The organism is Halorubrum trueperi (assembly GCF_042662525.1).
Lineage (GTDB): Archaea > Halobacteriota > Halobacteria > Halobacteriales > Haloferacaceae > Halorubrum > Halorubrum trueperi.
In genome coordinates, this window is record NZ_JBHSXI010000012.1 from 409424 (window position 1) to 428958 (window position 19535).

Annotated in this window: 23 protein-coding genes; 7 read left to right on the forward strand and 16 right to left on the reverse strand. The window is 68.5% G+C overall.

Annotated features, from left to right (window positions below; translation table 11 throughout):
• The coding region (locus ACFQEY_RS12460) for a hypothetical protein (RefSeq protein WP_379768992.1) at positions 1-227 on the forward strand (227 nt) is incomplete at its 5' end.
• Positions 228-442: 215 nt separating this feature from the next.
• Here the strand turns inward: ACFQEY_RS12460 and ACFQEY_RS12465 are convergent.
• The 5 genes from ACFQEY_RS12465 to ACFQEY_RS12485 form a co-directional block, all read right to left on the reverse strand.
• Positions 443-757: a CGCGG family putative rSAM-modified RiPP protein gene (locus tag ACFQEY_RS12465; RefSeq protein ID WP_379768995.1), complete on the reverse strand. Its 315-nt coding sequence runs from the start codon at positions 755-757 to the stop codon at positions 443-445.
• Entirely contained in the window at positions 754-1497 is a 744-nt protein-coding gene (locus ACFQEY_RS12470; RefSeq protein ID WP_379768997.1) for a helix-turn-helix domain-containing protein, read from the reverse strand. Before ACFQEY_RS12470 ends, ACFQEY_RS12465 begins: the two co-directional genes overlap by 4 nt.
• 112 nt (positions 1498-1609) lie before the next feature.
• Complete coding sequence (locus tag ACFQEY_RS12475; RefSeq protein ID WP_379769000.1) at positions 1610-2158, reverse strand: halocyanin domain-containing protein; 549 nt, start codon at positions 2156-2158, stop codon at positions 1610-1612.
• 250 nt (positions 2159-2408) lie between these two features.
• Positions 2409-2579: a hypothetical protein gene (locus ACFQEY_RS12480; protein WP_379769003.1), complete on the reverse strand. Its 171-nt coding sequence runs from the start codon at positions 2577-2579 to the stop codon at positions 2409-2411.
• Positions 2576-2974: a DUF2249 domain-containing protein gene (locus tag ACFQEY_RS12485; protein ID WP_379769005.1), complete on the reverse strand. Its 399-nt coding sequence runs from the start codon at positions 2972-2974 to the stop codon at positions 2576-2578. The genes ACFQEY_RS12480 and ACFQEY_RS12485 overlap by 4 nt, the downstream gene beginning before the upstream one ends.
• A 148-nt stretch (positions 2975-3122) precedes the next feature.
• Here ACFQEY_RS12485 and ACFQEY_RS12490 point away from each other — a divergent pair, with 148 nt between their 5' ends.
• Both ACFQEY_RS12490 and ACFQEY_RS12495 read left to right on the forward strand, forming a co-directional pair.
• Positions 3123-3398 carry a hypothetical protein gene (locus ACFQEY_RS12490; RefSeq protein ID WP_379769007.1) on the forward strand — a complete coding sequence of 92 codons (276 nt, stop codon included), beginning with the start codon at positions 3123-3125 and terminating at the stop codon, positions 3396-3398.
• A gap of 235 nt (positions 3399-3633) precedes the next feature.
• Complete coding sequence (locus tag ACFQEY_RS12495; protein ID WP_379769010.1) at positions 3634-3843, forward strand: hypothetical protein; 210 nt, start codon at positions 3634-3636, stop codon at positions 3841-3843.
• 129 nt (positions 3844-3972) lie between these two features.
• Here ACFQEY_RS12495 and ACFQEY_RS12500 read toward each other — a convergent pair whose 3' ends face one another.
• The 7 genes from ACFQEY_RS12500 to ACFQEY_RS12530 all read right to left on the reverse strand — a co-directional run bounded on the left by ACFQEY_RS12500 (position 3973) and on the right by ACFQEY_RS12530 (position 11581).
• Positions 3973-4932 (reverse strand): ABC transporter permease, encoded by a 960-nt coding sequence (locus ACFQEY_RS12500; RefSeq protein ID WP_379769013.1) that lies wholly within the window; start codon positions 4930-4932, stop codon positions 3973-3975.
• Positions 4925-5668, reverse strand: a complete 744-nt coding sequence (locus tag ACFQEY_RS12505) for an ABC transporter ATP-binding protein (RefSeq protein ID WP_379769016.1) — start codon at positions 5666-5668, stop codon at positions 4925-4927. Before ACFQEY_RS12505 ends, ACFQEY_RS12500 begins: the two co-directional genes overlap by 8 nt.
• Positions 5665-7275, reverse strand: a complete 1611-nt coding sequence (gene nosD / locus ACFQEY_RS12510) for a nitrous oxide reductase family maturation protein NosD (RefSeq protein ID WP_379769019.1) — start codon at positions 7273-7275, stop codon at positions 5665-5667. Before nosD ends, ACFQEY_RS12505 begins: the two co-directional genes overlap by 4 nt.
• On the reverse strand, positions 7275-8102 hold the full coding sequence (locus ACFQEY_RS12515) for a hypothetical protein (protein WP_379769021.1): 828 nt from the start codon (positions 8100-8102) through the stop codon (positions 7275-7277). Before ACFQEY_RS12515 ends, nosD begins: the two co-directional genes overlap by 1 nt.
• A 62-nt stretch (positions 8103-8164) precedes the next feature.
• Positions 8165-10324 (reverse strand): TAT-dependent nitrous-oxide reductase, encoded by a 2160-nt coding sequence (gene nosZ / locus ACFQEY_RS12520; RefSeq protein ID WP_379769023.1) that lies wholly within the window; start codon positions 10322-10324, stop codon positions 8165-8167.
• A complete protein-coding gene (locus tag ACFQEY_RS12525) occupies positions 10321-10704 on the reverse strand; it encodes a BlaI/MecI/CopY family transcriptional regulator (protein ID WP_379769026.1) in 384 nt (127 codons plus the stop codon). The genes nosZ and ACFQEY_RS12525 overlap by 4 nt, the downstream gene beginning before the upstream one ends.
• A gap of 91 nt (positions 10705-10795) precedes the next feature.
• The gene (locus tag ACFQEY_RS12530) at positions 10796-11581 is read right to left on the reverse strand and encodes a helix-turn-helix domain-containing protein (RefSeq protein ID WP_379769028.1); all 786 of its coding nucleotides are present in this window, start codon (positions 11579-11581) and stop codon (positions 10796-10798) included.
• Positions 11582-11802: 221 nt separating this feature from the next.
• Here ACFQEY_RS12530 and ACFQEY_RS12535 point away from each other — a divergent pair, with 221 nt between their 5' ends.
• On the forward strand, positions 11803-12618 hold the full coding sequence (locus tag ACFQEY_RS12535) for an aldo/keto reductase (RefSeq protein ID WP_379769030.1): 816 nt from the start codon (positions 11803-11805) through the stop codon (positions 12616-12618).
• A gap of 117 nt (positions 12619-12735) precedes the next feature.
• Here the strand turns inward: ACFQEY_RS12535 and ACFQEY_RS12540 are convergent, their stop codons facing one another.
• The gene (locus ACFQEY_RS12540) at positions 12736-13806 is read right to left on the reverse strand and encodes a phosphotransferase family protein (protein ID WP_379769033.1); all 1071 of its coding nucleotides are present in this window, start codon (positions 13804-13806) and stop codon (positions 12736-12738) included.
• A gap of 144 nt (positions 13807-13950) precedes the next feature.
• On the opposite strand from ACFQEY_RS12540, the gene ACFQEY_RS12545 reads away from it, so the two are divergent.
• A complete protein-coding gene (locus ACFQEY_RS12545; protein WP_379769035.1) occupies positions 13951-16050 on the forward strand; it encodes a hypothetical protein in 2100 nt (699 codons plus the stop codon).
• A gap of 82 nt (positions 16051-16132) precedes the next feature.
• Positions 16133-16282, forward strand: a complete 150-nt coding sequence (locus tag ACFQEY_RS12550; protein ID WP_379769037.1) for a DUF7557 family protein — start codon at positions 16133-16135, stop codon at positions 16280-16282.
• Between the two features lie 46 nt (positions 16283-16328).
• Here the strand turns inward: ACFQEY_RS12550 and ACFQEY_RS12555 are convergent, their stop codons facing one another.
• Complete coding sequence (locus ACFQEY_RS12555; RefSeq protein WP_379769039.1) at positions 16329-16790, reverse strand: DUF5799 family protein; 462 nt, start codon at positions 16788-16790, stop codon at positions 16329-16331.
• 89 nt (positions 16791-16879) lie between these two features.
• On the opposite strand from ACFQEY_RS12555, the gene ACFQEY_RS12560 reads away from it, so the two are divergent.
• Positions 16880-17302 (forward strand): halocyanin domain-containing protein, encoded by a 423-nt coding sequence (locus ACFQEY_RS12560; protein WP_379769041.1) that lies wholly within the window; start codon positions 16880-16882, stop codon positions 17300-17302.
• Between the two features lie 63 nt (positions 17303-17365).
• Here the strand turns inward: ACFQEY_RS12560 and ACFQEY_RS12565 are convergent, their stop codons facing one another.
• Positions 17366-18469 (reverse strand): mandelate racemase/muconate lactonizing enzyme family protein, encoded by a 1104-nt coding sequence (locus tag ACFQEY_RS12565; protein WP_379769044.1) that lies wholly within the window; start codon positions 18467-18469, stop codon positions 17366-17368.
• A gap of 5 nt (positions 18470-18474) precedes the next feature.
• Positions 18475-19404 carry a 1,4-dihydroxy-2-naphthoate polyprenyltransferase gene (locus ACFQEY_RS12570; RefSeq protein ID WP_379769047.1) on the reverse strand — a complete coding sequence of 310 codons (930 nt, stop codon included), beginning with the start codon at positions 19402-19404 and terminating at the stop codon, positions 18475-18477.
• Positions 19405-19535 lie beyond the last annotated feature (131 nt).

Below are 19535 nucleotides of genomic sequence, written 5' to 3' on the forward strand. Positions count from 1 at the left end.
ACGACCACAGTGAGAACCACGCTGTGACCCACACAGAAACACCGCGGTGGCGCGCCTCCGAGCGGCCGCTTATAAGCGGCCGCGAGGAGCCCGCGAGGTCGCCGGACTACGTCCGGCTGCCAGAGAATCTCCGATTCTCGCTGGACGCGGTGAGCACTCGCAGAGCGCGAATCGCGAGGCTGGGGAGGTATGAGGTGCTGTGCAGTTGCGGTCGGCTGGGGCTTTGAAAGTGTTCACCGCGCCAGCAACGATATATAAACAGCCGACAGCAACACCACTCGTTCAGTTATAAACGATCACCCCAACACGATGAGATCCATACTCCCGTATTCGCTCGCCGCTGTTCCCGTATTGACCGTAATCAGGCCAACAGATATCACCAGTTGAGGATTTCAACAGAGACGAATAGGAGGCACTCGGGTCGGCGAGACCTCGGATTCGATCAGCCTACGCGGACTCGGCTAACGTGCCCCCCGCAGCCGCACCGCTCGACGTACTCCACCGAGAGACCGTCACTCTCGGCTTCGAGCGCGTCGTAGAGGAACGTTTCCGGGTGCCCGAGGTCACCATGGGTGACCAGGTTGACGTGATTCCCTGGCGCGGTGTGTTCGACCGCGACGAGCGCGTCCCTGACCGCGAGGTCAGCGTCGTCCGCGTACTTCGGTCGCTCGAGGTTCGCCGACCAGGAATTGTGGTGGACCTCGTCGGTGATCGGTTCGGTCGTCTCGTCGTGATCGTTCCTGTCTGTGGTGCTCATGTGCGGTGTGTGGTGTGGTTCGGTTCGGAGCGGTCCGAATTCGATTCAGACGCCGAGTCTGCGGCCGTGACGGTCGCGGGATTGGCGTCGATCCCGTCGTCGAGCGGGCGGTGCGGAAGGTCGTCGACGAACTCTCGTACCACGGTCCGTTCGACGCGCTGGAGCGTCTCGCTGCACGTCGACTTCGCGATCCCGACGTGCTCCGCGACCTCCGTCAGCGTGGACCGCCGCGGCACGTCGTAGTATCCCCGGTCCACGGCCGTCAGGAGCAGCTCTCGCTGTCGGTCCGTCAGCAGCTGGGCGGGGTCGACTCGCTGTCGGACGCGTTCCACGTTGAACGTCAGCCCGAGATCGCCGAGCCGCCGCCCCAGTTCGGCGACGCGTTCGTGTTCTCCGGTGACGTCGACCTGCGCCACGCCGTTCTCGATGTCCAGCGGCATCTCGATCGGCAGCCCGGAGCGCTTCGCGGCGACGAGTAACAGGGGTGCGTCCGTCTCGATCCGGACGGTCGCGACGCCCTCCTCGGTGGCCATCACCGACACCGAGGCGAGCGCGTCGTGACCGCGCATCGCCTCCACCACCCCGTCGACGTCGCGCGCCGTGACCCTCACGAGCGCGAAACCGGCACCCTCGCCGGGGACCGCGGTGAGCACCCGGAACCCCGCGTCAGAGTACTCGCGAGAGACGTCGGCTATCCACGGTCCGTCGGGCAGGTCGACGAGGAGGCGTGCCTGTGGCATGGGTGGTCGTCAGCGGCTGTGATTTATCGGCGTGGTCGTCATCGGCTGTGATCCGTCGGCGTGGCCGTCGTTCGTCCATCGTCGCTTCCGATACTCTCCGGCATCGATTCCGTCACTCCACGTGGACGGCACCCTTCATGCCGGTCGCCTCGTGGGGGGTACAGACGTACGTGTACGTCCCCGACTCCTCGAAGGCGTGTTCGAACGTGTGTCCCGCCTCGCCGACCGTCTCGCTCTCGAACTCGCCCTCAGAGGCGGAGACGTTGTGATCGCCGCCCTCGCCGGTCCATTCCCAGACGACGGTCGTACCGGACGAGATGGCCACCGCGGCCGGTCCGAACGAGAGCCCGTTGCCGGCACCGACCTCGACGGTCACCTCGTCGGCGTCGGTCATGTCGACCGTCGCCTCGTAGTTCCCCACGCCCTCGAACCAGCCGTCGTAGTTCGGCTCCTCCGAGAGGAACTCCTGATCGCTGCCGTCGGAACCGTCACCGCCGCTTCCGCCGTCGGAACCGTCACCGCCGCTCCCGCCGTCGGAACCGTCGCTGCCGTCGCTGCCGTCGTCGCCGCTCCCGCCACCGCAACCGGCCAGCGCGGTGGCGACGCCGAGCGCCGCGGTCGATTTGACGAACGTTCGCCGCTCGAGAGTGCGTCGTGTCATGCGTGTCGACGTTGGGGAGTAGGGGGAATATCTTCGGCGGGAATTCCCGAGTTTCGAGTCGGTGAGCCGAATAATTCGGACGGTAGTATAAAAGGGAATGTGCGGAGCGCAACGCTCGCGGGCGACTGCTCTTGCCGGTTCGTCACGTCTCGTCGGTCCGCTACGTCTCGTCGGTCCGCTACGTCTCGCCGGTCCGTCACGTCTCGCCGGTCCGTCACGTCTCGTCGGTCCGCTACGTCTCGCCGGTCCGTCACGTCTCGCCGATCGCGGGGTCACTCACGGCTTCGATGGATATCTCACCGAACTCGAGCCCGGCGAGAACCTCGTGCTCCGCGACGAACGCGCCGGGATCCGGGACGCGAGCCGGGACGAACGCGTCGGCCGGATCGATCTCGGGCTCGGACCCGCCGAGGAAGCTCATCTATCAGCCCCCTCGATGAGTCCCTTTCCGTCGGACCTCCCTTCCTCGTCGACTTCACCCGCCTCACCGTCCTCGCCGCCGTCCTTCCAGATCGCCGTGACCACCGCGTCGTCCGTCTCGGCCGTGTCGTGGACGTACCCACGGTCCGCGAGCTTCGGGAACAGGAACTGCGGCGTGCGGTCGTTCCGCTGGACAAGCACCGTCTCCGCCGGGAGGTCGGCGAGCAGTTCGAGCGTTCGGCGGAGCGGTTCCGGCGGCCCAAGGTCGCGGACGTCGAGCGTCTCGATCGGGCGGTCCGCCGGCACGTCGGCAGCGACGGTAGCGTCGGGGGCGTCGGGGGCGGCCGCGTCGCGAGTGGTGTCGGCCGCGTTGGGGGCGGTCGGTTCCCGTGACATACCCGACAATCGGGGCGCGACCAGCCCGTCAGTTGTCCCGAACGTGTTCGGACACAGCCCCTGGGACGCGGGACGCGTACTCGCGGACATAAGTGGTATCCCGTGGGATCTCACGACAGCGACGCGCCCGACGCACCGGCTGCACCCGATGCATTCGAAGCGTCAGACGCTCCTGTCGCACCTGATGCACCCGACGCACTCGAAGCGTCAGGCGCGACTGGTCCACTTGATGCACTCGAAACAGCCGAAGCGCCTGAAACACTCGAAGCTCCTGAAGAGCCCGAAGCGCCCGAAGCATCCGAAGCTCCTGAAGAGCCCGAAGCATCCGAAGCTCCTGAAGAGCCCGAAGCGCCCGAAGCATCGAAGCGTCGAGAGCGTCCGAAGCATCGAAGCGTCGAGAGCGTCCGAAGCGGCGGCCGATTGACCGTCCGATCGGTGAGATGGCGATCGTTGCCGACCGCCGAATGGGTGGACGCGCGCGATTTAAAAGGATGCAACGGCGAAAGCCGCGGAAGTGTAACCTGGCCGCGACGGCGAAAGTCGCGGGAGTTTAAAAGGATCGCGAGGTCGATCACCTGCGGCAGCGCGTGCCAGATCCGGATGGGAGTGCCATGTCCGGATGGGAAAGAGATATGCAGGCTCGAATCGAGGGCTCTCGCATGGACACGCCCTCGACGTTCGACAGATCGCTCGCGGTACGGCAATCGATCGTCTACATCGTGGCGTTCTCCGCGGTCTTCGCGATATTCTCCTACTCCACAGGCGGGAACGTCGCGTACGGCGTTGCGACCGGCGTCGTCATGGCGGCCATCGTGATAGCGGTTCAAGCGTGGTCCGGCGATCTCGGCACTCGGGAACAGTCCGAGTGAGCGCCGACGCGCTGCACCGATCGACCGCCCCCGCCGTCGGCGTCGTTTAAAAGGAAGCTACCGAGTGTCGACAGGCGGGAACCAACAACCCGCCGGCTAGGGTGTGGACTTAAAAAGCAGTCCGTTCGTTCAGATCCGCTGCGCGCGGAGCGCGCCGGCGGCGACGGCGACGCCGAGGCCGACCCACCCGAGCAGGATCGCGACGAGCGCGGCCACGGAGAGCCCGCTGGCGTCGAGCGCAGCCGCCAGGCCCGCGCCCCCCGCGTCGGTCGGCGCGAGCGCGAGCAGGCGGTACGTCGAGACCGGGTTCGCCGCGACCGCGACCGCGACGAGGTCGCCCGCGCCGTCGACGGCGGCGAGGACGCCCAACGCGAGCAGGTCGTGCACCAGGGCGAACCACGCCCAGACGAGCAGGGCTCCCGCCAGCGCCACCGTCGAAGTGGACGCCGCCGCGGAGATGGCCACCCCGATCCCGAGGATCGCGACGGCGACCGCGACGGTGGCGAGCAGGAACCACGCGAACGTCGGCCAACCGGCCAGCCCGTGCTCCCGGAGCAGCAGCAGCCCGGGAAGACCGAAGCCGAGAACCACCGCGGCCGAGAGGACGGCGGCTCGCCCGACGAACACGCCGATCGCGGTCTCGACGCGAGAGACGGGGAGCGTCAACACCACGCCGAGACGGCCGCGCTCGGCCGCGCCGACGATCGCGCCGTGACCGAACGCCAGCGCGGCCAGCGGGATCAGGTACGTCGCCAGCTCGACGTAGCTCGCGACCACGGGCTCGTAGCCGGTCGGTGCGACGCTCGACCCGCTGAACGTCGCCAGCAAGAGGCCGAACACCGCGACGACCGCCGTCAACCCGAGCGCCCACCCCCGACGGGTCGTCAGCCGGGTCTCGCGGCGCGCGATCCGCAGGACGATCCCCGGGCGCGGGAGCGGGACCGAGACGGTGTCGGCGGTCGCGGCGGCGGTTTCCTCCGTCACGGTCGCGGCGGTCGCGGTCGCGTCGTCGAGAGCGACTCCGCCATCGGGGGTCGGCTCGGTCGGAGGCGTGTCAGTGGCCGCTGTCTCGGTCTCCGCGTCAGGCATCGCGACCACCCCCGGTGAGCGAGACGAAGGCCCCTTCGAGCCCATCATCGTGGCCCGTTGCCAGATCGTCGGGTCTCCCCTCCGCGACGAGCCGACCGTCGTCGAGGACGCCGACGCGGTCGCAGACGCGCTCGGCCTCGCGGAGCGCGTGCGTCGCCATCAGCAGCGTGACGCCGGTCTCGTCGCGGACGCGGGTCAGGATCTCCCGCAGTGCGGCGACCCCGTTCGGGTCGAGCCCGGCGGTCGGCTCGTCGAGCAGGAGCACCGCCGGATTCGCCAGCAGCGCGGCCGCCAACCCGAGCCGGCGACGCATCCCCTTCGAGTAGCCGCCGATGGGTCGATCGATCGCGTCCGCGAGGCCGACCGTCGCCGCCGCGCCGGCGATCCGCTCGGCCGCGTCCCCGGGACCGGATCCGATCCCGCGGACGTCGGCGTGAAACGCCAGCGTCTCGCGTCCCGTCTCCCCCGGTGGGAAACCGGGGTTCTCGGGGAGAACGCCGATCGACTCTCGGATGCGCCAGCCCGTCTCGCGAACGTCGCGTCCGCCGACGGTGATCCGGCCGTCGTCCGGGCGGTCGTGGCCGGCTATCAGTCCGAACAGCGTGGACTTGCCGGCTCCGTTGGTTCCCACGAGGCCGTACGCGTCGCCCGAATCGACCGTGAGATCGAGCCCGGCGAGGGCCTCGACGTCGCCGTACCGTCTGTGAACGTCGGTGATGTCGATTCGCATGGTCATTGGTGGTGATCGTCTCCGGGGTCGTCGTCGTACTCGGCGGTCGCGTCGACGGCCGCCGCGTACGGGCGGTACGGTTCGGCGTCGTGGGCTGGGCTCGCCAGCGGACGGTGGTCCACGATCCCGGCGGTCTCGACGGCCGGGAACCGGCTCTCGACGAGCCGGATCGCGTCGAACGCGGGGCCGTCGGCGAAGACGGCGGCGGCCGGGTGCTCCTGGACGAGGCGCTCCGCCGCACCCGCGGGTCGGTGTCGGGTGTCGCTCAGTCCGTCGCCGTCGGTGTCCGCGACGCGGGCGTCCGACCAGTAGTTGCCGTGGTCGGTGCCGTTCCACGCCACGAGCTCGCGGGTCGTCGTCAGCACCTGCTCGTCGTTGTCGACGAAGCCGTTGCCCGCGACCGCCGTCTCCTCGGTACCCGCGGTGTGATGGACACCCACGCCGTTCGCGTACAGGAGGTTGCCGCGCACCTCGTTGTCCTGTGCGTTGTACAGGAACAGGCCGTCGTCGTTCGCGACGAGGTCGTTGTCGCGGACGACGGTGCGATCGATCTCCTTGAGCAGGATCCCGTGGCCGCTCTCGCCGCGGTTCGCGACCGCGGTGTTGTTGACCAGCTCGATCGATTCGCTGACCATCAGCGCGTACCCGACGTCGTTCTCGAAGGCGACGTTGTCCGCGAGGCGATTGTCGTCGGAGTACATGTAGTGAACCCCGTACCGAAGGTCCCACAGCGTGTTCCCCGTCGCCTCGACGTTCGAAGCCCACGAGTAGTAGATCCCGTCGCGGACCCCGGTGATCTCCGTGTCGCGGATCTCGGAGCCGTTCGTCTCCCAGAGGTTGATCCCGTTGCCCCGATTCGCGAACCGCGGGGCCTCGGTTCCCTCGATCCGAGAGTCGCGGATCGTCACCGCGTCCGCCCCGTTGACCCACACGCCGAACGCGGCGTCGGTAAGGTAGAGGTCCGAGAGCGTCGGTTCCGTGGCGTTTTCGGCGACGTACACCCCGGCGTCCTCCGATTCGAGGTCCTCGCCAGTGTCGTCGATCCAGACGCCCTCGACGGTCGCGTTCGGCGCTCGAAGCACGAGGACCGTGTCCTCGCCGCCCCCGTCGATCAGGGCACCGTGGGTCGTCTCCGCCCGGATGGTCACGTTCGGCTCGTCGACGACGACGGGCGCTTCCGGCTCGAAGACGCCCGAGAGTTCGATCGCGTCTCCCGGCTCCGCGGCGTCGACCGCGGCGGCAAGATCGTCGTAGGTCCGCGTCGCTTCGGCCGCGCCGTCGCCCTCACCGCTGTCGTCGTCGGCGGTCGTGTCTCCGCTCGCGCCGTCTTCGCCACCGCGCACGACCGTGGCGGTCCCCGGCTCCGTCGGCCGCTTCGGGTCGTACGTCGGCGGGTCGACGATCCGCTCGTCGGTTCCGTTGGCGGCGTCGACCCCGCTGGTGGCGTCGGCTCCGCTGGCGGCGTCGGTCGCGTCGCCCCCGCCGATCGCGGTCCCCACACCGCCGCCGGCCGCTGCAACGGTGACGGCGAGAACGGTCGCGAGAACGACCGCGGCCGCGAGAAGCACCGTGCGCGCCGAGGCGAGCCCACCGATCGACGGGAGTCGAGTCATCAGTCACCCCCCGTGTGCGGTTCGTCGACGGTCGCATTCCGCTCGGCTCCGTCGCCGGCGGCGGGAGCCTCCTCGCGTTCCGCTCCACGTGGGTGGGCTACCTCTTCGCGCCCCTGTCCGCGAGACCGAACTCCCCCCTCGCGTCCCGCTCCGCCGGGAAGCCGCTCTCGAATCGTGCCGGTGGCTTCGCCGATCGTAACGCGAGAATCGCGCAACAGGTACGCGACGACGAGCAGCAGGAACCCGGCCCCGGCGAGATAGCCACCGGGGCCGAACCACGCGACCCCGCTGATGTTGGCGATCTCGTAGGCTCCCAGAAGCGGCGGGGTGAACTCCTCGACGCCGACGACCGGCGCGCTGTCGCCCAGCGCGTGACCGGCCTGGTACAGGCGGTACTGGACAATCGCGAACGTCCCCACGAACGCCACCGTTGCCCCGATCAGCTGACCGAGTAGCCCGAGGCGGAGCTTCCGATCCGTGGGCGCGACCGCGACGAAGACGCCCGCGGCGGCCACCGCGAGGAAGACGATCGGACCGAGAATCCACTCGGGGGCCGCGATCGCGTCCGGATGGACCGCGTAGTTCGGATCCACGAACACCGGGTCCGGGTAGTAGAACCCGACGTAGTGGTTCAGCGCCTGCACCTCGGCGAAGTCGCCGCCGAGACGCGGGTATGCGTACAGTTCGACGAGCAACCCCTCGGGGTACTGGGGCGCTTCGAAGGCGATCCGCCAGACGGGCACCGTGAGCGCGACGACGAACATCGCCGCCGCGATCACTGGGAGGGCCCGCCTGAGCTCCGTCAATCGGCCGAGTGAAACAGTCATGGCGTGTGGATGGGGGATCGGGATTGAAGTGATGAGGTGGCAGTGGTGGGGTGGCGTTCGGCTCAGTCCTGCGGCTCGACGAGGATCCGCGAGCGCATCTCCAGGTGGAGCGCGCTACAGAAGTACGCGCAGTACGCCCAGTACACGCCCGGCTGATCCGCGGTGAACGTCACCTCGCGGGTGTCCTGCGGCGCGAGCGCGAGATTGACGTCGTACTCCGGAATCGCTATCGAGTGGATCACGTCGCTCGTGGTTTCCACGTTGGAGATTCGGATCGTCACCTCGTCCCCCTCCTGGACCGTGACGTCGGGGAAGGCGTACTGGTTGCGGCGCGCCCACATCTCGATCTCGACGGTGCTGTCGTCGATTCGCTCTATCGACTCCTCGCCCTCGGCGACGTAGTCGAGCTCGTAGTCGGCCGGGTCCCACGTCTTCGCCGGCTCGATCTTGTCCTTGTGAACGATGCTGGCGTCGTGGGGCTCGGGGTACGACGGCTTGTCCTTGATCAGCTCCAAGCCGGCGTCGTCGTCGCCGATGTGGAACAGCTGGTCGTTCTCCGGGTGGATCGGCCCGACCGGGAGGAATCGGTCCTTTGAGAGCTTGTTCAGCGAGATCAGGTAGTCGCCCTGCGGCGAGGCCGTGTACGACTCCGAGGCGATGAGGTGCCCCGGGTTGTAGTGGACGTCGTGGCGGTCGACGACCGGCTCCTCGGAGCCGGCCTCGGCCTCGACGGCCGCCTCGTAGTCCCACTTGACGACCTCCGAGTCGATGAACGTCGTCGTGTACGCGTGCCCCCGCCCGTCGTAGGCGGTGTGTAGCGGTCCCATCCCGATCCGGGGCTGCCCGACGATGGCGTCCTGCGGGTCGTCGACCTCGGCTATCGCCTCGACGTCGATGACGGTACAGCTCGGGTCGAGCTTGCCCGAGGCGATCGCGTAGTCCCCGTTCGGGGTCACGCTGACCCCGTGGGGGCTCTTCGGCGTCGCGACGTACCGCACGATCGGCCGGTCGCCCTCGTTGAGCGAGCTCTCCATCGTGCCGTCCACAACGGGAACGCCGCTTATCTCCTCGTACTCGCCGGCCTCGACGGCGTCCCAGATGGCGGGGATGTCGAACGCCTTCACGTAGTCGCGGTCGGAGCGGGCCATCTCGCCCTCCGTGACCCCCTCCTCGCTGTTGTAGCCGGTCGCGAAGAACCAGCGACCCTCCTTCCCGCCGTCTCCGTTGTCCATGTTGCCGTCGACCTCGACTTGCCACTCGACGTCCATCGTCTCCGGATCGATGGCGGTGAGGACGGAACCGTACGCGTCGGGGTCGTCGACGTCGCGGCCGTCGTTGGGCATCGGCACCCGGAACTCACCGACGCCGAAGACGAGCTGCGTGTCCGGCAGCTGCATGCACGCGCCGTGGACGGCCTGGCTGTTGGGGACGTTCGTGATCGCGTCCGTCTCGAAGTATTTCAGGTCGACGCGGGCCATCCGCCCGTTCGCCTTGTCGTTGACGAACAGCCAGCGGCCGTCGTAGTCGTTGTCGGTCTGAGAGACGCGCGGGTGGTGGGTGTCGCCCCACGTGTAGCCGCCGCCCTCTTCCAAGATCGCGCTCGATTTCGCGTCGTGACCGAAGCCGCGCGCGCTCTCGGTCTGGAACACGGGAATCCGCATCAGCTCGCGCATCGAGGGGATCCCCACGACGCGGATCTCCCCGGTGTGGCCGCCGCTGAGGAACCCGTAGTACTCGTCGTGTTCGCCCGGCGCAACCGAGTGGTCGCCGCTGGCCGCCGCCCCGCCCGAGTCGTCGCCCTCGTCGTCGGCGAGGATGCTCGTACAGCCGGCGAGTCCGCTCATCGCACCGACGGCCGCGCCGGCCTTCATGAAGTCGCGTCGCCCGAGCTCCAAGCGCGGCAGGTCGAGGCTCGGCCGCTTCGCCGCGGTCGCGTCGGTCCCCTCGGCGGTCGCGGCGATGTCTCGCTCGTGATCGGTGAGCAGGTGCTCGATCGTCCGACCGTCGACGATCTCGGGGCCGTCGTCCGAGCGTTCCGCACCGTCCGCGGCCTCCGCGCCGTTCGCGGCCTCTGCAGCCCCCGCACCGTCCGCGGCCTCTGCAGCCCCCACACCGTTCGCGGCCTCTGCGGCCCCCGCGCCGTTCGCGTCCGTCGACTGCTCGTCGCGTTGTTCGTCGGTCCGTGCCGTCCGCTCGTCGCTCGGGTTCGGATCAGTAGTCATTGTTGAATGGTGACGTCGGCTCCGTCGTCGTCGTCGCCGTCGGATTCCGTTCGGACCGTTCGAGCGAGCCGCTCGACCGCCTGGTCACCGAGCACCGCCCGTAGCTCGTCGGCGAACTCCGGAACGAGTCGGTCTCGTGCGGTCGCGGCGTCGAAGCGGTACCGGTGACGCGTCGTCCCGCGGTACCGTTCCGCCTCGCGGTCGACGAGCCCCTTCTCCACGAGTCGGTCTGCGGTCCGCTTGACCGTCGTGTACGCGACGTCGTCGCCGCGGCCCACCACCGCGTCCAACAGGTCTCGGGCGGTGAGGGGATCGTCGGCGCGCCGCAGGACGGCGAGGAGCTCGCGTTCCCGCGGTCCGAGCTGTGTCCACTGGGTCATGGGTTCCCGGAGCCGAACCGATCGGTTCGACTCCGCTACTGATCACTACGGTCTAACACCCCGGGTACTTGGCGGCGAACTGTTCGGGACTTTAAGTACCGTCCCCGTCGCCGAAGAGCTGCGAGAAGACGTCGGCCGTCACGGCCCGGAGGTGTTCCGAGACCGTGGACTTCGCGAGGTCGAACTCCGCGGCGACCTCCGCCGCTGACGCGCCGCCGCCGTCGAAGTAACCCTTCTCGGCCGCGACGGTCGCGATCTCCGCCTGTCTGTCGGTCACGCTCGCGATGTCGACGGGGACGACGGTTCCGCCACGGTCGTCCGCGTCGCTGTCGCGTCCACGGTCGACGCAGAGCCGGCGGAGCTCCACGTCGAGCCCGGCGGCCTCGCACTCGTCCACGATCGCTCGGAGCTCCTCGTGGCCGGTGAGCACGAACGAGACGCGCAGTTCGCCGTCGACCATCTCGGTGTGCCGCGGGGAGTTCGGAAAGTTGGCGAACGCCGACGGCAGCCCGCCGCACGAGCACCCGCGACAGATCCCGTCGTCCCCGTCCGGTGACGATTCTGTCTCCGCGGCGTCCGCCTCGCTCACGTCTCCCGTGGCGTCGACCGCAATGCCCCCCGCGGCGTCGACCGCAACGCCGCCGTCTGTCGCGGCCCGCTCGCAGTCGATCTCGTACCGACCGTGCGTCCGACCCGCGAATTCGACGAGGTCCAGCCCGCTCGGCGGGTCGTCCGGCGGGTCGTCGGCGACGAACTCGACTCGGTCGTCCGCCGAATCGACCCGGAGTTCCTCGACGACAGTGCTCGACGAGAGCGCCGCCACGGGACAACCCTCGCAGGCGGACACCGCGAGCTCGACGTGGATCCCGTTGCTCATATGCGACGTTCGGTTCTCCCGGTTCAAATAACGTCGAGCGGTTTCCTGTCCGATGAAAACACCGTACCTGCGCTTCCCCACCGTGCCGCGCTTCTTCGCGGATTTCGCTTCCCCACCGTACCGCGCTTCCCCGCTGGGTTCGCTTTCCCACCGTGCCGCGCTTCCCCGCGATCCGTTCCGGCTCGCGTAGATTTTTGACCCCTCCGCGGGAACGGGCGGGTATGCCGCCGCTCGATCTCCCTCTCGGACTCGGTACGTCCGGACTCGACGATCCCGCGGAGTGTACCGAAACCGTCGCCGCCGCGCTGGCGGCCGGCTACCGCCACGTCGACACCGCTCAAATGTACGACAACGAGGCCGCGGTCGGCGAGGGGATCGATCGGGTTTGCTCCGATCCCGACCTCGACGTCGACCGCGACGACGTGGTCGTCGCCACGAAGGTTCATCCGGACAACCTCTCGCCCGAAGACGTCCGCGAGACGGCCCGCGAGAGCCTCGAACGCCTCGGGCTCGACCGGATCGACCTGCTGTACGTCCACTGGCCGATCCGGACCTACGACGCCGAGGCGACACTCCCCGTCTTCGACGAACTCCGCGAGAACGGGCTCGCGGACCACGTCGGCGTCTCGAACTTCACGCCGGACCTGCTCCGGGAGGCCCGCGAGATCCTCGACGCGCCGATCGCGGCCCACCAGGTGGAGTGTCACCCGCGATTCCAACAGTCCGAACTTCGCGGGCTGGCGGCCGAGTTCGATCACCGGCTCGTCGGCTACTCGCCGCTGGCGAAGGGAGCGGTCCTCGACGACGAGGAACTCGTCGAAATCGGCGAGCGCAACGGAGTCTCGCCGGCCCTCGTTGCGCTCGCGTGGGCACTCGACCGCGACGTGTCGCCCATCCCGAAATCGTCCGGCGACCACGTGATCGAGAACCTGCGCGCCGCCGAGGTCGACCTCCCGGAATCGGACCTCGCCGCGATCGACGCGCTGGGTCCCGGCGAGCGGCTGATAGATCCGGACGACGCGGCGTGGAACCGCTGACATCCGGCGGTCGAGGTCCGGTGGTCTCCAGCTCGCGTTATACTTCGCCGAGCCGCGTCACACCTCGTCGAGCCGCGTCACACCTCGTCGAGTCGCGTCACACCTCGTCGAGCCGCGTCACACCTCGTCGAGTCGCGCGCGCAGTTCGGCGTCCGCACGCTCGACGAGCGAGTCCATCGGCTCGTCGAGGTACGAGGTCCACTGGTCGATGAATCCCGAGCGCCCGAGCATCCGGACGACCTCGTAGATCGGGCGTCGTTCGTCGAACCCCTCCGGGAGCCCGCCGGCGCGGTCGCGGTACCCGGCGTATAGCGCCTGGGAGAACCGCTCGGGACCCGTGCTGTCGAATCCGTTACAGAGCTGGTCTTCTGCCCGCACGAGGTCGCGGGCCGGGTCGCCGACGTGGGCGAGCTCCCAGTCGATCGGGACGATCCCGTCCGAGCGGTACTGGCCGGACCCCGGGTCCGGTTCCTCCGGCACGTCGACGACGAACAGGTTCGGCGGGGCCACGTCCCCGTGGAGCAGCGCCGGCTGCGCGTCGGAGAGTCGGTCGCGGTTCGACTCCACACAGTCGAACACGGCGTCGTAGTGGTCCGCGAGCCGCTCCGAGGTGCCGATCTCGCGGGTCCGTTCGATCGTCGCGCGGAGTACGTCCGGCCACGGGGCCGGGTCGACGTCGAGACGAGGGAAGTCGTCCGCGGCCGCTTCGCCCGTCGCACCGCTGGCCGCTCCGTCCGCCGCACCGTCTTCCGGTCCAACCGATTCGAGTCCGACGACCTCGCCGTGCGCGTCGAACCGGCCGGCGTGCAGGGTCGCGAGCGCGGCCCCGACGCGACGGAGGAGCCCTTCTCGCACCGCGTCGTCCGCGCCGTCCCAGACGCCGCGAAGCTCCCGACCCGGAGCCGGCTCCGTGACGAGGTACGGCACCGCGGCCTCGGGGTCGGCTGCGACCACCTCGGGGACCGGGAAGAGCCGCTCGGCGGCGAGATACCGCAACACGGCCCGTTCGCGAGCTATCCGCGTTCCGTCGCCGTCGACGGCAACCTTACAGAACGCTCGGCTCCCGTCCGCGAACTCGACGCCCACGGTCTCGTTGGCACCGTTCCACGAGGGACCGACGCCGCGAAAGCTCGCGACGGGCCGGTCGGGAACGGCCTCGTCGAGCGCGGTCGTCACGGCCTCGTTCATGTTCTCGCGTCGCACTCAACGCATGTTAAGGCTGCTGTCACTCCTCTCCCCACAATCCCTTATCATCGATTATTACCGGGTATCGACCCCGAAGGAAGGGTATCACCGACACCCTCATAACTGTCCCAAATCTATCAAGAGGCATTGACAGACGACGAGCTTGAAGGTCGGGTCGGCTTCGGGACGGACGGGGAGACGCTCCGCGTTCGCGACGCCTTGGAAGGCGAGGAGCTCCGACTTCGGCTGGATCGAGAGCCCGAGACGCGACCCGCGCTCCCGGAGCTGTTCCCGGTTCCGGTCGACCGAGCGGTTAGTTTCGAGGCGGAGTCGATCTCGATCGCGGACTACTCGTCGGTGAACGTTCGCGAGGCCGGCGGGGAGTTCATCGCGCAACTGAGCGAGCCGATGGAACTCCCGCGCGGGTCGTACTGCTTCGACGTCAACAGCGTGACGAAGGCCCTCGTTCGCGTCGTCGACGTCGACGTGTCGACGACCGGAATGGCCGGCTCCGAGCCGGTTCGCTTGGAGTTCGATCGACCGACCACCGTCACCGTCGGCGCGCGATCGCTTCACACCCGCCCGGAGGCGACGATCACGGTTCCAGACGACCCGACGGCGCTCGCGGAGGCGGTCTCCGTGCTGGGATCGTCTATAAAAGAGTTCTCGCCGGAACGCTCGTGGCCGACGTTGCGGGGGTACCCGCCCCGCATCGAGCGGGGTGACGAACTCGATGTCCCGAGCCCGCTCGTCCATCCGGACACCGGCGTCGAGGTCGTCGTCCGGCCTACGTACGCAGACGTGTACCGGCTCTCGACGCTCACCTACTATCTCGGCGCGGAGATGGTGATCGGCGACGAACCGGCGGTCCGTCTCGACACGGGGTACGTCGAGTCGCTGCCGACTGACTGTCCTGCCCTCGAAAAACGGGTCACCGAACTGCTCCGAACGTGGTTCTTCCTGGACACGCTCGCGCGAACGGAGGGGTACGTCCCCTCGAATCGGTACGAGTACGATCAGATCGGGCCGGAGCTCCCCTTTTATCCGCCGAACCTCGCCGACCTGTCGATGAGCGAGCGGCTGATGGAGTACCTCGAAGTCGATCCCGGGACCGTCGATCCGTTCGCGCCCGCGTGGCCGACCGAGGCCGTGCTCCGGCCTGGACCCGGTGGCGCTGAACTCCTCCCGCACCTCGCGCACGTGCTCGCGCCGGTTCGGGTTCGCGGCGGCGCGGAACCGCCGAGGCCCGACGCCCCGATCGCTCTCGCGACCTCGCCGTGGCTCGCCCCCGAGGACGGGGTCCCGAACCCCGACGCCGACCCGGTACCCGCCAGCGCGTCGGTGATAACCCCGGAGAGCTACGACAATCGGTTTCGTCGGTCGCTGACGCCGCGAGGCGAAGTCCGAGTCGTGGCGATTGTCGAATCCGCGGAGCGCGCCGCCGATCTCCGCCGTGCGCTATCCGATCCCGCGGTACCCGAGGCCGTGGGCTCGTGGGAGGTCTTCGATCGATCCGACTGCGAGACGGTCGAATCGATCCTGTCCGATCCGGAGACGGACCTCGCGTACTGTGGGCTTCCGACCGACGGCAACCGATTGATGACCGGCGACGGGTCCATCGCAATTGAGGATCTCGACGACGCGCCGTCGCTGACGATATTCGAGGGAACGAACGACGTCGAAGCGGGAGTATCGGTCGTGCAAAATGGTTCTGTGTCGGCCATCTGTGCGGCGAGGCCGCTGGGAATGCGGTCGCTTCGCACGCTGATCGGGACGATATCCCGCGGCGTTCCCGTTTCGATGGCCGTGTCGGTACTGACCGCTGAACGCGACAACGCGATCAGGGTAGTGGGAGATCCTGGCACGGCAATCACCACCGTGCAAGGCCTGCCGATCCAGATATTCTCCGTCAGGTCCGTTGATCAAAACAGCCACCAAGCGACGCGCTCGACGGCTCTCACAATGTGCCACCGGATCGGCGGAGAGCAGAAAATTTCCTTCGACGAGTATTCCGATCAGGTCGAACTTGCGGGCGTCGAAGAGAGAGAGACGGTGACGGTAGACGCCGCGGAATTGATCGAGATATTCGCGGAGCCCGACACCGTCCTCCATTTAAACGGCGAAGTCGTCATCCCGAGCGACGGGATCACAAAAGAACAGATAGTCGAATCGGCGCGTCGAGGGCTCGCGAACGATTCGGTACCGGACCTCACGATCCGATCCGCATCGGACCGGTCGTCTAATTGACCGCGACGCGTTCGAGCCGACCGTCGTCGATGCATCGACATCCGCCGTTGCCTTTTATATTTCTCCCGAGAAACCCTTACGTATGCCCCAGATTCACCTCGACGAGGAGACGATCGAGCGGCTCGACGCGCTCCGGGTCGACGACGAGGAGTACGACGACATCGTCAGCGAGCTTATCAGCATCTACGAAGCCGAGGAGCTGACGCTGTTCCGAAGCGGCGATATGGAGTAGGGCGGGTTCGGCCCCGCTTCCGGTGACTCTTCGCCCGTACCCGCCGTCACTCCTGATACGCGACCCTGACCCGCTCCCACTTGCCGACATCTGTTAAGTGCGCCTGCAGTTCGTCCGCGTACTCCCCGACGAGCCGCTCCGCGGCGGCGAGTTCCTCGTCCGAGGGCTCGTCGCCTCCGCCCCCACCGAGCCCAAGCGCGGCCTTGATCGAGTCGACGAGTCCGCCGCCAGAGCCGCCCGATCCCCCCGATCCTTGAGATGGCGCGCCTCCCATGGCGGCGACCTGCGATCGCACGTTCTCGAGTTCGGGCATGATCGTCGGGAGGTTCGAGGTATCGGCGACGATGCGGGCGTTCTCGGGATCGTCGGCGTCTTCGATCTCGAAGTCGGTCGCGGTCATGATGAGCCCCCACTCCTGACTGGAGAAGCGCGAGGCGGCCACGCGGTCGTTGAACTTGTTGTCGACGGTCATCCGCTCGCCGACGATCGCGTCTGTCCACTCGCTCATAACCGTTCGTTCGAGAGTCCCGATTAAAAGCCCGTCCCCGTCGCCGCGTTCGCGAGGTCATTTATACCGTCGGGGCCCTCGAATCGGACATGACCGAGCGAACGCGCCGATCCCTCCTCGCCGCTGCCGGGTCCGTCGCCGCAGTGCCCCTCGCGGGCTGTGCCGACGCGATCCTGCCGGGCGGCGGAGACGACGAGGACAACGGGAGCGACGAGGAACCGGTAGATCGGACCGGCGAGGAGACCGTCGACGTCGCCGTCGGCGGAGACGGCGGGCTCTCTTTCGTCCCCGCGAACGTCGTCGTGGACGCCGGAACGACCGTGGTCTGGGAGTGGACCGGCGTCGGCGGCACTCACGACGTCGTCGCGAGGGACGGGACGTTCGAGTCCGATCTCTCCGGAACGGAGGGATACACCTTCGAACGCGCCTTCGAGGAGCCGGGCGTCTACGAGTACGTCTGCACGCCCCACCAGACGCGGGGGATGGTGGGCTCCGTCGAGGTCGTCGAGTAGCCTCCCGTCGCTGCGTGCGAACACACGTCAGCGGGGGAATCGCCTGAACGGAGGGCATCGCCGTCAACGAAGAGCATCGAACGCATCGCCCGCGAGCCCCGGACCGCTCGGCACCAGCGTTTCGCCGCTCGCGATCGGACAGGGGTCCGCGGCGAGGTCCGATTCAAGCAGCGAGCCGGTGGCGAGTCCGCAGGGGCCAACATTCGGGATCGCGGCGGCGACGTGGACCGCCGCGCTCCGCGCGACGACGGCGTCGATCGTCGTGGTGACGACCGGTTCGACCCCCGCCTCTCGGGCGCGAAGCGCCGCCGACAGCGCCCGGTCCGGCCCGCCCAGCGCCATCGGCTTCAACACGACGACGTCGGCCGCGCCTGCGTCGAGAACCCGGTCGAGATCGCGACCCGCGAGCGACTCGTCGAGCGCGATCGGTACGTCGGAACCGTCTCTGAGACGGGCCGTTCCGTCGAGGTCGCCGGGCGGGAGCGGCTGTTCGACGTACGCGAGGTTCAGCGGCTCCAACCGATCGAGCGCGCGTTCCGCGGTCCGTCGGTCCCACGAGCCGTTGGCGTCGGCCCGAAGCGCGATTTCGTCGCCGACCGCGCGACGGACCGCACGGAGTCGCTCCGCGTCGGCGTCGAGCGAACGAGCGCCCACTTTCACTTTGAGACAGCGGAAGCCGTCGTCGACGGCGCTCTCGGCGGCCCGAACCGTCTCCTCCGCGTCGGCGTCACCGACGGTCGCGTTGACCGGAACCGACTCACCGGGCGAGCGGAGTCCGCGGTCGTCGGCGAGGTGCGACGCCAGCGATCGGTCGGCGTCTCGGGCCGCGGCGTCGGCGAGCGCGAGCGCGACGCCGTGACGAGCGGCGGGGGTCTCATCGGGGTCGAGTCGGGAAAGCGCGTCGTGGGCACCGACGCCGCAAGCGCGTGAGGCGCTCGCGGAAGACGCCACGGCGGCGGACTCCTGGAGCGCCGACTCGCACGCCGACCGCGATTCGGTCCAATTGGGGAGCGGAGTCGCCTCGCCGAGGCCGGGCGACGAGTCGGGGGCGTCTGTACCTCCGTCTCCGGATGCGACGGAGACGAGGAATCCCTCGCGGGCAGCTATCGGTCCGCGCGCGGTTTCGAGCGGGGACGTCAGATCGAGCGAGAAGGGACGGAGACGCATCGTGATCAGAGCGCGAGGCCGACGGCGAAGGCGACGGCGTACGCCGCGAGGAGCTTCCCGGTCGATTCCAACGCGGGATTGAGCGCCTCACCGCTCGTCTCCGTCAGAACGGTCCGGGCGACGGCGGCCGCGAGCGGGAGCGTGACGAGCGGGAGGAGCACGGTCGGTCCGTTCCCGTTCGCGAGGAACCAGAACGGGGTCAGGTACGCGAGCGCGAGCAGGGAGAGAAACTGGAGCCGGGAGAACCGATAGCCGAACCGCACCGCGAGGGTGCGCTTGCCGGTCTCGGCGTCCTCCTTCAGGTCGCGGACGTTGTTGACGACGAGGATGTTCGTCGAGAGCGCGGCGATCGGAAGGCTGGCGACGATCGCCGCGAGCGTGACGGTTCCCGGCGGAAGCCACAGCGGGAACGCGGTTCCGGCGAGTGCGGCCGCCTGCACGTAGTAGGTCCCGGTGACGGCGATCACGCCGAAGAAGACGAACACAAACACGTCGCCGAGCCCGTGGTAGCCGAGCGGGTACGGCCCGCCGGTGTACGCGATTCCCGCGGCAACGGACGCCAGTCCGATCACGAGGATCGGGACGCCGCCGACGGAGACGAGGTACGTGCCGACGAGGATAGCTGCCGCGAACGTCAACCACATCGCCCGCTTGACCTCGGACGGCTCGATGAGGCCGCTGGCGACGACGCGGGTGAATCCCTCGCGATCGTCGGTGTCGGCCCCCTGAATCGCGTCGTAGTAGTCGTTCGCGAAATTGGTCCCGACCTGAATCAGTGCCGCGCCGACGAACGCCGCGAGCGCGGGAAGCGGGGCGAACGCGCCGGCCTCGACCGCGAGGCCGACGCCGACGATCACGGGAGCCGCCGCCGCGGGCAGCGTCTGCGGCCGGGCGGCGATCACCCACGCCCGCCGTCGCGACACCTCGGTGCTCATTGCACGTGGTTGGGCCGTCGGCTCCCTTAAGGTTACCATCGTCGACGCCGGCGGGGAGGACGCGCCGTAGGGGTCGAGGGATTGATTCCCGCGAACACCGAACGGCCGATTCCGGCGAACGCTACCGAATC

What these genes read in the sequence shown, in the direction of transcription:
- ACFQEY_RS12565 (WP_379769044.1), bottom strand. Translation starts at nt 18,469, where the DNA reads ATGCGTCTCCGTCCCTTCTCGCTCGATCTGACGTCCCCGCTCGAAACC.
- ACFQEY_RS12560 (WP_379769041.1), top strand. Translation starts at nt 16,880, where the DNA reads ATGACCGAGCGAACGCGCCGATCCCTCCTCGCCGCTGCCGGGTCCGTC.
- ACFQEY_RS12535 (WP_379769030.1), top strand. Translation starts at nt 11,803, where the DNA reads ATGCCGCCGCTCGATCTCCCTCTCGGACTCGGTACGTCCGGACTCGAC.
- ACFQEY_RS12505 (WP_379769016.1), bottom strand. Translation starts at nt 5,668, where the DNA reads ATGACCATGCGAATCGACATCACCGACGTTCACAGACGGTACGGCGAC.
- ACFQEY_RS12495 (WP_379769010.1), top strand. Translation starts at nt 3,634, where the DNA reads ATGGACACGCCCTCGACGTTCGACAGATCGCTCGCGGTACGGCAATCG.
- ACFQEY_RS12500 (WP_379769013.1), bottom strand. Translation starts at nt 4,932, where the DNA reads ATGCCTGACGCGGAGACCGAGACAGCGGCCACTGACACGCCTCCGACC.
- ACFQEY_RS12465 (WP_379768995.1), bottom strand. Translation starts at nt 757, where the DNA reads ATGAGCACCACAGACAGGAACGATCACGACGAGACGACCGAACCGATC.
- nosD (WP_379769019.1), bottom strand. Translation starts at nt 7,275, where the DNA reads ATGACTCGACTCCCGTCGATCGGTGGGCTCGCCTCGGCGCGCACGGTG.
- ACFQEY_RS12525 (WP_379769026.1), bottom strand. Translation starts at nt 10,704, where the DNA reads ATGACCCAGTGGACACAGCTCGGACCGCGGGAACGCGAGCTCCTCGCC.
- ACFQEY_RS12490 (WP_379769007.1), top strand. Translation starts at nt 3,123, where the DNA reads ATGCATTCGAAGCGTCAGACGCTCCTGTCGCACCTGATGCACCCGACG.
- ACFQEY_RS12550 (WP_379769037.1), top strand. Translation starts at nt 16,133, where the DNA reads ATGCCCCAGATTCACCTCGACGAGGAGACGATCGAGCGGCTCGACGCG.
- ACFQEY_RS12540 (WP_379769033.1), bottom strand. Translation starts at nt 13,806, where the DNA reads ATGAACGAGGCCGTGACGACCGCGCTCGACGAGGCCGTTCCCGACCGG.
- ACFQEY_RS12480 (WP_379769003.1), bottom strand. Translation starts at nt 2,579, where the DNA reads ATGAGCTTCCTCGGCGGGTCCGAGCCCGAGATCGATCCGGCCGACGCG.
- ACFQEY_RS12555 (WP_379769039.1), bottom strand. Translation starts at nt 16,790, where the DNA reads ATGAGCGAGTGGACAGACGCGATCGTCGGCGAGCGGATGACCGTCGAC.
- ACFQEY_RS12485 (WP_379769005.1), bottom strand. Translation starts at nt 2,974, where the DNA reads ATGTCACGGGAACCGACCGCCCCCAACGCGGCCGACACCACTCGCGAC.
- ACFQEY_RS12475 (WP_379769000.1), bottom strand. Translation starts at nt 2,158, where the DNA reads ATGACACGACGCACTCTCGAGCGGCGAACGTTCGTCAAATCGACCGCG.
- nosZ (WP_379769023.1), bottom strand. Translation starts at nt 10,324, where the DNA reads ATGACTACTGATCCGAACCCGAGCGACGAGCGGACGGCACGGACCGAC.
- ACFQEY_RS12515 (WP_379769021.1), bottom strand. Translation starts at nt 8,102, where the DNA reads ATGACTGTTTCACTCGGCCGATTGACGGAGCTCAGGCGGGCCCTCCCA.
- ACFQEY_RS12530 (WP_379769028.1), bottom strand. Translation starts at nt 11,581, where the DNA reads ATGAGCAACGGGATCCACGTCGAGCTCGCGGTGTCCGCCTGCGAGGGT.
- ACFQEY_RS12470 (WP_379768997.1), bottom strand. Translation starts at nt 1,497, where the DNA reads ATGCCACAGGCACGCCTCCTCGTCGACCTGCCCGACGGACCGTGGATA.
- ACFQEY_RS12570 (WP_379769047.1), bottom strand. Translation starts at nt 19,404, where the DNA reads ATGAGCACCGAGGTGTCGCGACGGCGGGCGTGGGTGATCGCCGCCCGG.